Annotated in this window: 11 protein-coding genes and 3 pseudogenes; 7 read left to right on the top strand and 7 right to left on the bottom strand. The window is 69.3% G+C overall.

Annotated elements, in window-relative coordinates:
* Positions 1 to 187: 187 nt before the first annotated feature.
* Positions 188 to 613: a DUF4241 domain-containing protein gene (locus ACZ4MU_RS33320; protein ID WP_467883274.1), complete on the bottom strand. Its 426-nt coding sequence runs from the start codon at positions 611 to 613 to the stop codon at positions 188 to 190.
* A gap of 34 nt (positions 614 to 647) precedes the next feature.
* Between ACZ4MU_RS33320 and ACZ4MU_RS33315 the strand changes: the two are divergent.
* A pseudogene (locus tag ACZ4MU_RS33315) lies at positions 648 to 902 on the top strand (IclR family transcriptional regulator domain-containing protein); the annotation flags it as partial.
* A 195-nt stretch (positions 903 to 1,097) separates the two neighbouring features.
* On the opposite strand, the gene ACZ4MU_RS33310 reads toward ACZ4MU_RS33315, so the two are convergent.
* Both ACZ4MU_RS33310 and ACZ4MU_RS33305 read right to left on the bottom strand, forming a co-directional pair.
* Positions 1,098 to 1,436, bottom strand: coding sequence for a thioredoxin family protein (locus tag ACZ4MU_RS33310; protein WP_467883273.1), 339 nt, complete (start codon positions 1,434 to 1,436; stop codon positions 1,098 to 1,100).
* Positions 1,437 to 1,992: 556 nt separating this feature from the next.
* Positions 1,993 to 3,132, bottom strand: a complete 1,140-nt coding sequence (locus ACZ4MU_RS33305; protein ID WP_467883272.1) for a PucR-like N-terminal domain-containing protein — start codon at positions 3,130 to 3,132, stop codon at positions 1,993 to 1,995.
* Positions 3,133 to 3,264: 132 nt separating this feature from the next.
* Here ACZ4MU_RS33305 and ACZ4MU_RS33300 point away from each other — a divergent pair, with 132 nt between their 5' ends.
* Together ACZ4MU_RS33300 and ACZ4MU_RS33295 are read left to right on the top strand one after the other, a co-directional pair.
* A complete protein-coding gene (locus ACZ4MU_RS33300; RefSeq protein ID WP_467883299.1) occupies positions 3,265 to 4,275 on the top strand; it encodes a ferredoxin reductase in 1,011 nt (336 codons plus the stop codon).
* A 7-nt stretch (positions 4,276 to 4,282) separates the two neighbouring features.
* Complete coding sequence (locus ACZ4MU_RS33295) at positions 4,283 to 5,401, top strand: fatty acid desaturase family protein (protein ID WP_467883271.1); 1,119 nt, start codon at positions 4,283 to 4,285, stop codon at positions 5,399 to 5,401.
* 664 nt (positions 5,402 to 6,065) lie between these two features.
* On the opposite strand, the gene ACZ4MU_RS33290 is transcribed toward ACZ4MU_RS33295, so the two are convergent.
* Complete coding sequence (locus ACZ4MU_RS33290; protein WP_467883270.1) at positions 6,066 to 7,172, bottom strand: alpha/beta hydrolase family protein; 1,107 nt, start codon at positions 7,170 to 7,172, stop codon at positions 6,066 to 6,068.
* Positions 7,173 to 7,466: 294 nt separating this feature from the next.
* Between ACZ4MU_RS33290 and ACZ4MU_RS33285 the strand changes: the two are divergent.
* Together ACZ4MU_RS33285 and ACZ4MU_RS33280 are read left to right on the top strand one after the other, a co-directional pair.
* Positions 7,467 to 7,695, top strand: a pseudogene (locus ACZ4MU_RS33285) (IS5/IS1182 family transposase); the annotation flags it as partial.
* A 709-nt stretch (positions 7,696 to 8,404) separates the two neighbouring features.
* Positions 8,405 to 9,286 (top strand): glycoside hydrolase family 19 protein, encoded by an 882-nt coding sequence (locus ACZ4MU_RS33280; protein WP_467883298.1) that lies wholly within the window; start codon positions 8,405 to 8,407, stop codon positions 9,284 to 9,286.
* Positions 9,287 to 9,349: 63 nt separating this feature from the next.
* Here ACZ4MU_RS33280 and ACZ4MU_RS33275 read toward each other — a convergent pair whose 3' ends face one another.
* Both ACZ4MU_RS33275 and ACZ4MU_RS33270 read right to left on the bottom strand, forming a co-directional pair.
* Complete coding sequence (locus ACZ4MU_RS33275; RefSeq protein WP_467883269.1) at positions 9,350 to 9,982, bottom strand: maleylpyruvate isomerase N-terminal domain-containing protein; 633 nt, start codon at positions 9,980 to 9,982, stop codon at positions 9,350 to 9,352.
* Positions 9,983 to 9,984: 2 nt separating this feature from the next.
* Positions 9,985 to 10,869: an NAD(P)-dependent oxidoreductase gene (locus tag ACZ4MU_RS33270; RefSeq protein WP_467883268.1), complete on the bottom strand. Its 885-nt coding sequence runs from the start codon at positions 10,867 to 10,869 to the stop codon at positions 9,985 to 9,987.
* A 147-nt stretch (positions 10,870 to 11,016) separates the two neighbouring features.
* On the opposite strand from ACZ4MU_RS33270, the gene ACZ4MU_RS33265 reads away from it, so the two are divergent.
* A complete protein-coding gene (locus ACZ4MU_RS33265; protein ID WP_467883297.1) occupies positions 11,017 to 12,060 on the top strand; it encodes a GlxA family transcriptional regulator in 1,044 nt (347 codons plus the stop codon).
* Positions 12,061 to 12,092: 32 nt separating this feature from the next.
* A pseudogene (locus tag ACZ4MU_RS33260) lies at positions 12,093 to 12,583 on the top strand (IS630 family transposase); the annotation flags it as partial.
* Positions 12,584 to 12,689: 106 nt separating this feature from the next.
* Here the strand turns inward: ACZ4MU_RS33260 and ACZ4MU_RS33255 are convergent.
* Positions 12,690 to 13,235 carry a ricin-type beta-trefoil lectin domain protein gene (locus tag ACZ4MU_RS33255; protein WP_467883267.1) on the bottom strand — a complete coding sequence of 182 codons (546 nt, stop codon included), beginning with the start codon at positions 13,233 to 13,235 and terminating at the stop codon, positions 12,690 to 12,692.
* Between the last annotated feature and the right edge of the window lie 28 nt (positions 13,236 to 13,263).

Genomic DNA, 13,263 nt, shown 5'->3' with positions numbered 1-13,263 from the left:
CCGCCACTCGTCGCGCAGCCCCGAACCCAGCCTCAACACAGACACAGACAGCCAAGGCTGTCACTCCAGAGTGATGACTCCCCTACGGAACGAACCCACTCGCTTGGCTGGATCGGTCCAGTAATCGTCAGCAGGGAAACGCTCCCCCGCTAGACCGGCTGCGCACCGGCACCCGTGTCTCCTAGCGCTACGACCAGGAACGGAAGTCGACGACGACGCAACCAACCTGTCCGTCATCGGTGCGGCCGGTCCAGACGGGGTAGGCCCCGTCGCCCTGGCCGGCACGGAAGGCGATGAGGTTCGGCTCGGGCTCTGTGCCGGGGAGTTCCACGCTGAAATGGCTGTCGCTGTCGAGGGGTATGAAAAGGTCCTCGTCCAGCTGGCTTTCGATCACCGTCCTCGGGCAGCCGCCTACCGGGCCCTCGAACTCGTCCTGGACATCCAGACAGCCGGCGGGATCACCACCCGCGACCTCGCCCGGCGCACCGGCATCAGCATGGCCGACACCTCCTGGCTCCTGCACTGGCTGCGCGCCCAGTTCTTCATCAAAACCGTCAGCGGAGCCCACTTCGCCGGGCCCGTCCTGGAGATGGCCGCCCGCACCGACCATCATGAGCAGCTGATGCAGCAGGTCCTCGACAGCCTGCGTGATCAGATCGGCGCCATCGGTTTATCTGGCCAGATATACGGATGGCGAGATCGACGTGCTGCAGTCCTCCCACAGCACCACCGCTCCCCCGGTACGGCTCAAAGCGCCCTTCCCCCAGGCCGGCCATGCCAGCGCGGTGGGCAAAGCCCTCCTGGCCGACCTCGACTTCACCGCCCGGATGCAACACCTCGCCCGCTACGCACCCGTGCCGCTGACGGAGCGCACCATCACCAATCCGCGGTTACTCTTCGACGCCCTCGACCGCCACGGTAGCTGGACGGGGTTATGTGACCTGTGTGGGGGGCAGCCCCAAGGTGTCTCGGCTCTTCTCGGTCGCTGCCGGAGCCCATGCCGGCGGCGTCCACCGCGAGCCCCGAGCTTCCGCCGGCGGTGCAGCTCCCACAGACGAGACGTGACGGGCGTCGCGGCCACGTGCCCCTGCGGCCGCTCAGAGGTGGCCGTCCAGGAATTTACGTACCTCGGCGATGGTCATAGGCCCCGTGCCGTGCGCCACCGCCTCTCCCTCCTTCAGCAGGACGCAGGACGGGGCTCCGGTGATCCCGTATCGCTCGGTTGTGGCCGGACAACGCGTGATCTCGACGCGGACGGCCGTCAGGCGGCCCATGTAGTCGTCGGCGATGCTACCCACGACGAGGTCCATCACCCGGCAGGGCTCGATTGCCTTGGGCCATGTCCCGGCGAAGTACGCGAGGACCGGGACTCCGCTCATCCCGAGGATGAAATTGAACTCCGCGTCCTCACGGGGTCGGTGCACCCGCTTCGCCATGCAAGCTCCTGACCTCGCGTTCCGTCATTCCATCCCCCATCATCCCTCGCGCGGAGTGCCAGGCCGACACGGGCGGCCGTCCGGTTGACCTGTCGGAAGGCAGGCACGGGGCCTTCGCAGGACCACGGCGGTCCCCGGCGCGAGCGGGCCCGGTCCCCTGGGGACCCGGCGTGGCCGCCCCACGGTCACCCAGCTGCAGCCCGCCGCGCGTCCGTGGGTCAGTTCGTGCCAGGGCAGCGCCCTTCACGACGACATGAAAGCCGTTTCCAGAGCCTCGGAGTCCGGATCAACGACCAGATGCTCGATGAGCGCGTCGACAAGCGGGCCGGTGCGCATCGTCCACCGGATCCAGTCGAGCCGTATCCACCACCGCGCTTCTCAGGGACAGCGCCCCCGACGGGCTTCCCGAGGCCTTGTCTGGTCTTCACCCTCAACATCCGGTCTCAGCTGGCTCATACCGCTCTCCCCGGGGCCGTATGAGCCAGTAGATGACACGGAGAACGAGGCACGATTCCTGGCCGCGCGCGGACGCGGTCGTGGACGGTCGAAGTACGCGTCAGCTGACCCGAAGACCGACCGCGAGCGTCAGTTCAAGGACCCGGTGTGGCGATGCGAGATCCGGAAACAGCTCCCGCAGCTGCGACATCCGGTACCGGACGGTCTGGGGATGGACGAACAACGCCGCCGCCACCTCATCCCGCCTGCCCTGGTGCAGCAGCCACGCCCGCAACGTCTCCTCCAGCCGCCGCGCGGTCGCGACAGGCAAGGTCCGCAACGGTGCGAGGGCTCGGGCACGTAGGTCTGCGAACGCGTCCGCGTCGGCGCTCAGCACCAGCTCGGGCAGGTGTTCCTCGGTGTCGCGTATATCGGAGGACAGGGAGCGCGCGCGTGCGGCTCGTGCGTACGAGGCGGACGCACGAGTCCATGGCCGGGCCGGGCCGACCACGGCTGTGCGATCGGTCAGCTGCCGCAAGAGATGTGATCGGTCCGCATCGGGGACGAGCAGCACACCGGTGGCGTCCGGCTGATCGTCGAGGACGAGGGTGCTCGGGTCGAGCGTGCGGTAGGCGGGGTGGGCTTGCGCGGCGGGCAGCAGGACCGCGGTCAGCGAGGCCGGAGGCTGCCACCCGGCCCGTTGAGCAGAGGCCAGCAGCACGTCCGGGCTCGCGCCGACGAGGAGGTCGCGGGCCAGGTGTTCCAGGTGACGCTCGTGGGCCCTGCCCCGGGCGGCCAGTTCGTCGGCGTGGCCAGCGGCGCTCGCGGCGGAGAGCTCGTCGATGTAGGCGAAGGTCAGCTCGGCGAACTTGGCGACCTCGGCGGCGGGCAGACCTGCGGGCACGGCACCCGCTGCCAGGCATCGCCAGGCCACGCGGGCGCCGACCCGGTAGGCGCTGAGCAGGGCGTCCATCGAACGGCCGTCGCGCACCTCGCCCCGGCCCAGTTCGTAGGCTGCGTCACCGGCGTCACCGCCGGTGGCGTTTCCGCTCGCGAGGTCCAGGTAGTGCCCCAGGGCGGTGCGGACGGCTCGGCGGATGGTGGCGCCCATGTGGCCCGAAAGGGCGTTGGCGTAGGAAGGGACCTCGTCGATGATCGCCTGGACGACCTCGTCGGCGGTGGTCTTCAGCGCGGCCCGCAGTGCTGTGACCGTCGTCTCATCCAGGGTCAGTTCGCTGGCTCTTTGGATTGCATGGCTCATGTTTTTGTTCCCTGTGAACAATTCAGCCGACCAGATTCACGTCCTACGGTCAGGACTTTACGCCCTGAGGCGCAGCAAGCTGGAGTCATGACGAGCGCAGCCCTTCGCAGCAGGGCGTGGAAACTGCTGGAGATGGTCACGACGCCGCTGCTGCCGTCGGACTACCTCGACCTGGTCAGTCCGTTGCGTGCGGGCGCTGACCTGCGTGGGCGCATCGAGGCCGTGCACCCCGAGACGGGTGACGCCGCGACCATCGTGATCAGGCCGGGACGGGACTGGCGCGGCCACACAGCCGGTCAGTACGTGCGGATCGGAGTCGACATCAACGGGGTGCGCCTGTGGCGTGCCTACTCCATCACCTCACCGCCAAACCGCCAGGACGGCCGCCTGACGATCACCGTGAAGGCGATCCCGGACGGCAAGGTCAGCAATCACCTGGTCCGCAGGGCGAAACCAGGCACGCTGATCCAGCTCGACCAGCCGACCGGTGACTTCGTGCTGCCGCAGACCAAGCCCGCCAAGGTGCTCTACCTGACGGCCGGCAGCGGCATCACGCCCGTGATGGGCATGCTGCGCAACACCGAGCTCGACGACGTCGTCATGGTCCACTGCGCGCCACAGCCGCAGGATGTGATCTTCCGCAACGAACTGCACGACCTGGTCGCGGACGAGAAGCTGCGGCTCACCGAGGTGCACACCGACACACACGGCATGCTCGACATCGCCCGTCTCGACGAACTCGTGCCCGACTGGGCAGACCGCGAGACCTGGGCTTGCGGGCCCGCGGGCCTGCTCGACGCCGCCGAAAAGCACTGGAGCGAATACGGCGTACAAGAGCGCCTGCACACCGAACGCTTCCGCCCCAGCATCGTCGTCGCCGGCGACGGCGGCGAGGTCACGTTCAGCGCCTCCGGCAAGACCGTCGACGCGGACGGCGCCACGCCGTTGCTGGACATCGGTGAGGAGGCCGGCGTGCTCATGCCCTCCGGGTGCCGCATGGGCATCTGCTTCGGCTGCGTCTCGCCGCTCAAGGCGGGCGCCGTCCGCGACCTGCGCACCGGCGAGATCACCGAGGCAGAGCCGGGCGTCCTCATCCAGACCTGCGTGTCCGCCGCCGCGGGCCCCTGCGACATCGAACGGTAGGAGCACCTTGACCGCCATCGACCCCACCGCCCACCTGACCGCGGAGCAGATCGAGGAGCTCGGCCGCGAGCTGGACACGATCCGCGACCAGGTGATCGCCGACCGCGGCGAGAAGGACGCCGCCTACATCCGTAGGGTCATCTCGGCGCAGCGCAAGCTCGAGCTGGTCAGCCGGGGCGTGCTGCTGTTCTCGATCTTCCCGCCCGCATGGCTGATCGGCACCGCAGGGCTGTCCGTGGCGAAGATCATGGACAACATGGAGATCGGCCACAACGTCCTGCACGGCCAATGGGACTGGATGCGGGACCCGAAGATCCACTCCACCACCTGGGAGTGGGATCACGTCTCGCCGTCCGAGCAGTGGAAGCACTCGCACAACGAGCTGCACCACACGTACACCAACGTGATCGGCAAGGACAACGACCTCGGTTACGGCATCATGCGCGTTGACGAGGACCAGAAGTGGTACCCGTTCCACCTCGGCCAGCCTCTGTGGAACTTCCTCAACGCCTGCTTCTTCGAGTACGGCATCGCAGCGTACGACCTGGAGCTCGGCAATAACCTCAACAAGCGTCGCCGCAAGAACCCGGAGTTCCGCGCGCAGGCCAAGGCCGTGGGCCGCAAGATCCGCAAGCAGGTGCTCAAGGACTACGTGATCCACCCGCTGCTGTCGGGCCCGTCGTTCCTCACCACTCTCGGCGCCACGTTCACCGCGAACCTGGTCCGCAACATCTGGTCCCACTCGGTGATCATGTGCGGGCACTTCCCCGAGGGCGTGCAGGTCTTCGAGCGCCGGTCGATCAAGGGCGAGACGCGCGGCCAGTGGTACCTGCGCCAGATGATGGGCTCCGCGAACATCAGCGGCAGCAAGGCCATGCACTTCATGACCGGCAACCTCTCACACCAGATCGAGCACCACCTGTTCCCGGACCTGCCGAGCAACCGGTACGCCGAGGTCGCGGTGAAGGTGCGCGCGCTGTTCGAGAAGTACGAGCTGCAGTACGTCACCGGGCCGCTGCCCAAGCAAGTGTTCTCCGCGTGGCACAAGGTCTTCCGGCTTTCCCTGCCGAACAAGAAGCCCAAGGTCAAGACGCCGGACCGCGAGCAGGAGCTCGTCGCGGCCTGATTTTCGGTATGGGTTCAGATCTTTCGGCCATACCGGCGGCACCCCTGGATTCGGTGAGATCCGTTGCGGACGGGGGGCGGCCGCGACATCAGACCGTACGAGACGGGATCCGAGCAGCCCGGTGCCACAACCAGCCCGCATCATCCTCAACGTGGTCGACGGTCGGGAAACGGCGGAGGGGCTGGCATCGCTCCCTCGGACCGGATGTGCGGACTGGGAGATGCACCCAGGGACAGCCATGACGCGCAGCGCGCGTACCACTGGTGGTAGAGCCCGGCCATCAGCAGGAAACCGCAGGTAGGGGGTATGAACCCCGAGCGACCCGTTCCCGCAGCCCGAACACGCCGAACCCCTCGTTGTGCTGCGGGCCTCGACTCCCAGGAGCCCCCATACGACCACGAACCGTGACTCGGAAGCTTCCTTGTATCGGAAGGCCATCGGAAGGCCAGTTGAGAGGAGGCGCCCTCCCCCAAGGCAGACACTGGTCTTCGGAACGGCAGGGCAATTCCGTGGCGGGCCCGCCCCTGGTCCGCCTTCTCCGGCTCCGGGCCTTCCTCCCCGTACCTACCGAGCGGTTCCGCCCAGTCGGGGGTGCTGCTGGTGGCGGGTGTCGTCCTGTGGCGGGGTCGCAGGCGGACGGTCTGAGGGCGTTCGGCGCCGGTCGTTATCCGGCGATGCAGTCGACCTCGGGGTAGCGCGGCGAAGCCCCCCACAGCAGGTGCCCGGCATCCGGGCGGCCGCGCAGGTGGAGATCGAAGAAGGCCCGCACGGTCGCTCGTACGGCAGCCACCGCCCGGTCGGCGGGGATCGTGCCGGTCTGCAGCGTCTTGCGCACCGGCTCGGGGATTTGCGGGGCGATGGCCACGATGTCGGTGAAGCAGTTGTGGTCGGCGTCCGCGAGCCGCAGACAGCGGTGCCAGTCGCTCAGATGCGCCCAGAACGGCGGCCAGGACCCGTCTTTGTTCAGCCCGTCGTGGACCGCCGTGTCCATCAGCAGGAACGGCCGGTCGAGACCGTGCTCAACCACCGGCCCGTACAGCGCGCCGTCCAGATCGATGCCGGCCCGCACCCGCTCGTCCAGATACATCAGCGCCGCCGACGCGGCGCCGCCCCGGGAGTGCCCGAAAGCGCCGACCCGCGTGAGGTCCAGCATCCCGCGCAGCCCGGGTGGGAGCGGACGCCCCTCGACGTCGGGGTTGCCGCCCCGCTGCAGCACGGTCAGCTGGTCGAGGACGAACCGCAGATCGGCGGCGCGCACCGCGACCGCGGCCGTGCGGGCCTCGTGGCTCGCGTCGTCGGGGCGGTTGACGACCACGCGGCCGTCCGGGAACTCCACCTCGCCCGAGTCGTAGGGATGGTCGACCGCGACCACGACATAGCCCCAGGACGCCAGCTCCTCGATGACCAGCGTGTTGAACGTGCGGTCCGAGGCGTATCCCGGCGAGTGGAGCAGCAAGGGCCGGCGGCCGGGCCGGACCGGCGCGCGGTCCGCGCTGTGGGTTACCGGGAGCGCGTAGCCGTCCACCGCGCCTCCGAAGCGGGCCTTCAGGGCCCGCTCGGCACCAGACGGCAGCCAGGGCAGCATCGCGCGGCCACGCACGTCGGCGGCCGGGTACGTCACGGTCACCATCACCTCGCGCGGCTGCCCCGACCAGGGGTCGGTCCGCGACGGGTCGACCAGATGCAGCTCTACGGCGCCCACCGGCGCGGGACCGGTCGGCCCGGCCAGCCGGATGGGGATGAGACCGGCCGCCACTGCGGGCGTGGACACCGGCAGGGGAACGGCGGCTGCGGCGGCTACTGCGAGGCCACCGGCTATGAGGGAACGGCGATTCGGGCGTACGGGAGGCACTGCGCTCCTTCCGTGGCCGGCCCCGGGGCGCACAGCGAAAATGGTAAAGGAAACGCCATCGTCCGGCCTGCTTATCGTCAAGTCCCTCAAAGCCTAGACCACTTGGTGCCGGAAGCCCGATCATTTATCGGTTCTTACCGTTCACCTACCGGTGAACGCCGCCTTCGCCGCCGTCCCGACCAGTGCGATGCCTTCGCCCGGCTCCCGGCGCCGCTGCGGAAATGGCTGTGGGGCAAACACATCGGCGTCCGCATCACCCGCAAAGGCATCGAGGCCAGTGCACGCCTCGGCCGCCGCAGAAGGGTGATCGAACGCACCCTCTCGCGACTCTCGGGCTACCGCGGGCTCAGCCCACGCTACGCGCGCCAACCCCGCAACTACCTGGGCCTTTCTCGGCTTCGCCGCCGCACTGTGCTGCCACAAACGCCTCGTCCGCCTCACCATATGGGACACCGTCCAAACGGCCGTGACAGTCGATCAGGCCCTCTGTACCGTCGCGAGGACCGCGCCCGGCCGGGCGCGCGACGGGAGGGATCAGCAGATGATCCGCCGCGACAGCGTCTGGGTCCTACAAGGACGCCGACCCGACGCGGGGACTGTGCCACGCCCACCCGAACCGGGGCCTGCGCGACCACCCGGGCTGGGGGTGCGCTCTGCCCCGCACCGAGCGCCGACCCGCACCGAGCGCTGACCCGGCGCGCACCGCCGCGCAGAAGATCGCGGCCTCGACCACCGGACCCGCCCGGGTCGTCGAACCGGCCGGACTCCTCACCGCCGACGACCGGTGGTACCTCATCTCCTGATGCCGTACGCGACGGGCCGGCCGGGGTTTCCGGCTGGACCGGATCGCGGCCGCGGCTCCCAGTGGTGAGCGCTTCCACCGCACAACCTGGCCGGACTGTTGCTCCGCTCGGCCGCGGCCGTCGCGGTACGCACCACCGCGCTGGCCGCGCTCACGACTGGGCCGTGAGGTTCCGAAGCCGCCAACCCGCCTGGCCCTTCGGGCTGCCTGGGGCCGTGGAGCCGCAGTCGGCGGCCAACTTCCGCGTGGTCCAGACCTATTGACAGGTCTGGACCAATCCGCTTGAGTGCCCGGTGCCCCACTTCCCCCACACAAGGAGTGGCACATGCCCAAGCGCCGGATCTTCGCGATGCTGGCCTCGGCGGCCTCCGCCGTCGGCCTCCTCTCCCTCGTCCCGCTCGCCTCGCCCGCCCACGCGGCGAGCTGCGCCGCCCCCTACACGGCCTCCGCCGTCTACACCGGGGGCATGACCGCCTCGTACAACGGTCACAATTGGTCGGCCAAGTGGTGGACCCAGGGCGAGACACCCAGCACCGGCGGCTCGGGCGTCTGGGCCGACCAGGGTGGCTGTGGCGGCTCCACCACCCCGACCACCCCACCGACCAACCCCAGTGGGTTCGTCGTCTCCGAAGCCCAGTTCGACCAGATGTTCCCGAACAGGAACCCCTTCTACACCTACGCCGGACTGACCGCCGCACTCAGCGCCTACCCCGGCTTCACGAACACCGGCAGCGACACGGGCAAGAAACAGGAGGCCGCGGCCTTCCTCGCCAACGTCAGCCACGAGACCGGCGGACTGGTCTACATAGTCGAGCAGAACACCGCCAACTACCCGCACTACTGCGACACCACCCAGCCCTATGGGTGCCCGGCCGGTCAGGCCTCGTACTACGGGCGCGGCCCCATCCAGCTCAGCTGGAACTTCAACTACAAGGCGGCCGGCGACGCGCTCGGGATCGACCTCCTCCACAACCCCAACCTGGTGCAGACCGACTCCGCCGTTGCCTGGAAGACGGGCCTTTGGTACTGGAACACCCAGAACGGCCCCGGCACCATGACCGCGCACAACGCGATGGTCAACGGCGCGGGCTTCGGCGAGACGATCCGCAGCATCAACGGCTCACTGGAGTGCAACGGCAGGAACCCTGCCCAGGTGCAGAGCCGGATCAACGCCTACCGGAGCTTCACCTCGATCCTGGGTGTTCCGACCGGCTCCAACCTGTCCTGCTGACAGCGCCCAACAGGCGGCCGGGCCGACGGGTTCACACCCCGTCGCCCCGGCCGGGCAGCGCGGTCAGCGCACCCTTCCGTCCCACTGCCACTCCGTGCGCCGGGGCAGGCCGGGAAGCGGGGTGCGGCCCGTACACCACAGCAGGGTGTCGGACGGACAGTGCCCGGGCGGGGCGCCGGGGAAGAGGCGGGCGAGGACGGCCGCGCTGAGGTCGTCGGGCGCAGTCCAGGGCAGGCCGAGGGTGCGGGTGATGTCGTAGGTGTGGACGATCAGTTCGGTGATGCCCATGGCGGCGAATCCGGTGGCATCGGAGTGGCCCCAGGGGTGCCAGGCCCGTACCTCGGCAGGTGTGTCGCGGACGGTGGCGGCGAGGAGCGACGAGGCGATACCTAGGCCGTCCAGGCAGGCGGGGACGGGGGCCTGGGGATCGAGCGAGGCGAAGAGGGTGATGTAACGGTCGGCGGGGCGGGCGATGAGCAGTCCGGTGTAGCCGACCAGACCGAGGGCGAGATGGTCGAGGGTCTGACGGCAGGTCCAGTCGAGGCCGTCGGCGCGGCGCGACCAGTCCTGGCCGTCTCCCTTGACGAGGACGCCCAGGCAGTCGTCGGTGGCGGCGGCCAGGAGGTCCGTCCACGGCGCGGTGGCGAAGGGAGTCGTCGGGGCCGGTAGGGGGTGAGTGGTGGCTGTGGGGGTCATGGTCACTTGTCGTCCGCCGGGCTCTTCAGGACCTCGATCACGCTCGCGAAGCTGTCGGAGCCGTGGCCCGCCGCCTTGGTGCGCTGCATGGCGGACTTCAGGAGTTCGGGGAGGGCGTTGTCGATACCGCGGGCCGCCGCGGCATGGATGAGATGGTCGATGGCCGCGATCTGTACGTTGACGGTGGCGTCGTCACCCGGATAGCGGCCGGCGTCCACCTGGGGCGCGTAGGTGGTCAGGAAACCGGCCACGGTGCTCAGCCAGCGGATCGCGATCGGGGTGAAGGCCGCGGCCGGTGTCTTCTCCGCGCCGACCAGCGCGGTGCCGTGCAGCCAGCCGGTCATGGTGGACCACATCAGGCCGAGCAGGGCGGCGTCGTAGAGGGACGCCAGGCCCGGGTCGGCGCCCAGATACAAGGTGTCCCCCAGGGATGCCAAGGTGGGACGGTGGGTTTCGAAGACGGCGTGTGAACCGCTGTAGAGGAACATCATCTCCGGGTCGCCAACCCCCGGCGGGGTGGTCATGATGGCGCCGTCGAGGTAGTCGGCGGCGTGCGACCGGGTCCACGCGTCGGCCTCGTGGGCCTGCTCCGGGGAACCGGAGGTCAGGTTGACCAGCGTCTTGCCCGCGAGGGAACCCGCGACGGGGTCGAGGACGGTGTGCAGCGCCTGGTAGTCCAGTACGCAGACGATGGTGAGCGGGCTCGCCGCGATCGCCTCCCGAGGTGTCGCGGCCAGCCGGGCACCGCGCTCGACCAGCGCCTGCGCACGGTGGGCCGAGCGATTCCACACCGTGGTGCGGTGGCCCCGCTCCAGCAACACGGCGGCCAGTGCCGTGCCCATCGAGCCCAGGCCCATGACGGTTACCGCCGGACGGTCAGAATGCATGCCACAACTCCCTGTAGGTCCGCCTGCGGCGGTCGGTCACGTAGGACCAAGATCGCAGCGGGCGTCGGCCGAGCACAGTGACCCGGATGACGGCGTCCACCAAATTCCTGCCATACCCTTCGAGGTATGAACCCTGGTTCCGTAGCTGTGGTCGTGACCGAGGACATCGCACTCCCCTCGTGGGACCTGTACGAGCTGAGCATCCCCTGCACCGTCTTCGGCAAGCCGCAACCAGACCTGGCCGACCCCTGGTACGACCTGCGGCTGTGCAGTACAGGCCAGAGTCAGCAGGACGGTTCCGCGACGGTGAACGGGCTGTCGCTGCGAACCCGCTACGGGCTCGATGACCTCGTCGGCGCCGACACGGTCGTCGTGCCCTCGGTGCCCGATGACTGCGTCGAGGAGGGCAGACCCCTGCCGCCGACCCTGATCGCAGCCCTGCGCCGCGCCTACGACGCCGGGGCCCGTATGGTCTCCCTGTGCACCGGCGCCTTCGCCCTGGCCGAAGCGGGGCTCCTGGACGGAAGGCGGGCCACCGCCCACTGGATGCACACCGCTCAACTGGCCGAGCGCTACCCGAAGGTGGACGTCGACGACTCGGTGCTGTACGTGGATGACGGCGATGTGCTCACCAGTGCCGGACTCACCGCCGGACTCGACCTCTGCCTCCACCTGGTGCGCCGCGACCTGGGGGCCCACGTCGCGAACCAGCTGGCCCGCCGGATGGTGGTACCCGCCCACCGGCCCGGCGGCCAGGCCCAGTTCATCGACATGTCCGTTCCCACCACCGACGACACGAGCCTGGCGCCCGTCCTGGACTGGGCCCGTGCCCACCTGGACCAGCCCCTGACGGTCGAAGACCTGGCCCAGCGCGCGGCGATGAGCCCGCGAACCCTGTACCGACGCCTCCAGGCGGTCACCGGCACCACCCCCCTGCAGTGGCTCCTCAACCAGCGCCTGGGGCGGGCCCAAAGCCTGCTGGAGTCAACGGACTTGCCGATCGAGAAGGTCGGAGAGCTGAGCGGCCTCGGCACGGCGAACAACCTCCGCCACCACTTCCTCAAACAGATCGGAGTCTCACCGAGCCACTACCGGCGAGCCTTTCCGCGAGCGGAGCCCGTGCCGGCTTCGTCGGTTGATAGCCGGGAGCGGCGCGTCAAGACCAACGGCGCGACCGCCGCGCATGACTGACTTCGGCTCGTCAGGGTGATCATCGGTGAAGCCAGTGGCAGCAACTGTGGCGGCAGGACGGAGCTGACACGCTTGGTTCACGAGGCCCCTGTGGCGACCGGTGCCGCTGGTCCGCCCGGTGTCTGGAGAGACTTGCCGCGTCTCTGGGGGAAGGTCCGGCGCTCACGGCTGGATGGAGGATCAAGTGTGGACCGCGGCGCGGGCGGCCTGGGCAGAGGTAAACGAGCCCGGGCGGGCCTGCGGGGGTTACCTCTGCTTCGAGGACGAAGCCGGGTTTGATTGGCAGACCGCACAAGGGGCGCACTTGGGGTCGACGCGGATGACTCCGGTGGTGACGGTCAGCGGACGACGCTCGGGGCGACTGTCGGTAGCCGGGCTGATGGCGGTGCCGCCCGGCTCGCGGACCCGGCTGGGCCACCGGTCGCTCTCTCACCCGGCGGGACACAAGGGCAGGCGTCGCAGTATGAGCGAGCGCGACTCCCTTGCGCTGATCAATGGGGCCCACCAGCTCGTCAAGACGCCACAGCCGCGGTGGGTGGACCACTGGCCGCTGGTGTGGCCGCGTTCGACGCCGAAGGGGTCGCTCTTCTGGCGTTGGATTTGCCGGCCGGCAGCGAGAGTGATGGAGGCTATGGCGGTGCCGTGGTGGTCGGTTGCCAGGGCGGTGAGGGTGGTGGTGGCGGAGCCGTGCAGGGACTGGCGCATGACGGTGGCGCCGACGTTGCCGTAGTAGCGCTGGCAGTAGGACACGCCCCTGCGGCGCCGGTGCTCAGTTCGTTGTCGTCGAGGTAGAGGGTGTGGGCGCCCCGGGCCGAGGCGATTAGACGGCTGCCAGTGGCGTCGTAGACGTACCTCGTCTCATCGGCGAACGACCACTGTTGTCCGGAGCTGCCGTTGCAGGTGGCGAGCTGGAGGATGGCGCCGTCGTCTCTGTTGGCGCCCAGGACGTCCAGGCACAGGCCCGAGGCGGTGTGCTTGAGGGTGCCGCCGGGGGGTCTTGGTCCAGTTCTGGTTCGCGGCGCCGGTGCAGGCGGCGAGGGCGACCTGCGTGCCGGGGGGTGGTGCCGCCGCTGGTGGGCATCACACAGTTGGCGAGAATCTTCAGCGCACCCGTGGTGGCGCCGCTGGTGGTGGCGAGGTCGAGCTGGAAGCGCTGGGACTTCATGCCATGGCACGAGGACAGCTCCAGGTCGAGGTCGAGGC

This window comes from Streptomyces sp. NPDC026377 (assembly GCF_055567715.1).
Note: the sequence above shows the minus strand (reverse complement) of the source record. Positions and strands in the feature narration are given on the sequence as shown.

Coding starts and splice junctions, on each gene's coding strand:
- ACZ4MU_RS33320 (WP_467883274.1), bottom strand. CDS start 613: ATGATGGTCGGTGCGGGCGGCCATCTCCAGGACGGGCCCGGCGAAGTG.
- ACZ4MU_RS33310 (WP_467883273.1), bottom strand. CDS start 1,436: ATGGCGAAGCGGGTGCACCGACCCCGTGAGGACGCGGAGTTCAATTTC.
- ACZ4MU_RS33305 (WP_467883272.1), bottom strand. CDS start 3,132: ATGAGCCATGCAATCCAAAGAGCCAGCGAACTGACCCTGGATGAGACG.
- ACZ4MU_RS33300 (WP_467883299.1), top strand. CDS start 3,265: ATGGTCACGACGCCGCTGCTGCCGTCGGACTACCTCGACCTGGTCAGT.
- ACZ4MU_RS33280 (WP_467883298.1), top strand. CDS start 8,405: ATGCTGGCCTCGGCGGCCTCCGCCGTCGGCCTCCTCTCCCTCGTCCCG.
- ACZ4MU_RS33275 (WP_467883269.1), bottom strand. CDS start 9,982: ATGACCCCCACAGCCACCACTCACCCCCTACCGGCCCCGACGACTCCC.
- ACZ4MU_RS33270 (WP_467883268.1), bottom strand. CDS start 10,869: ATGCATTCTGACCGTCCGGCGGTAACCGTCATGGGCCTGGGCTCGATG.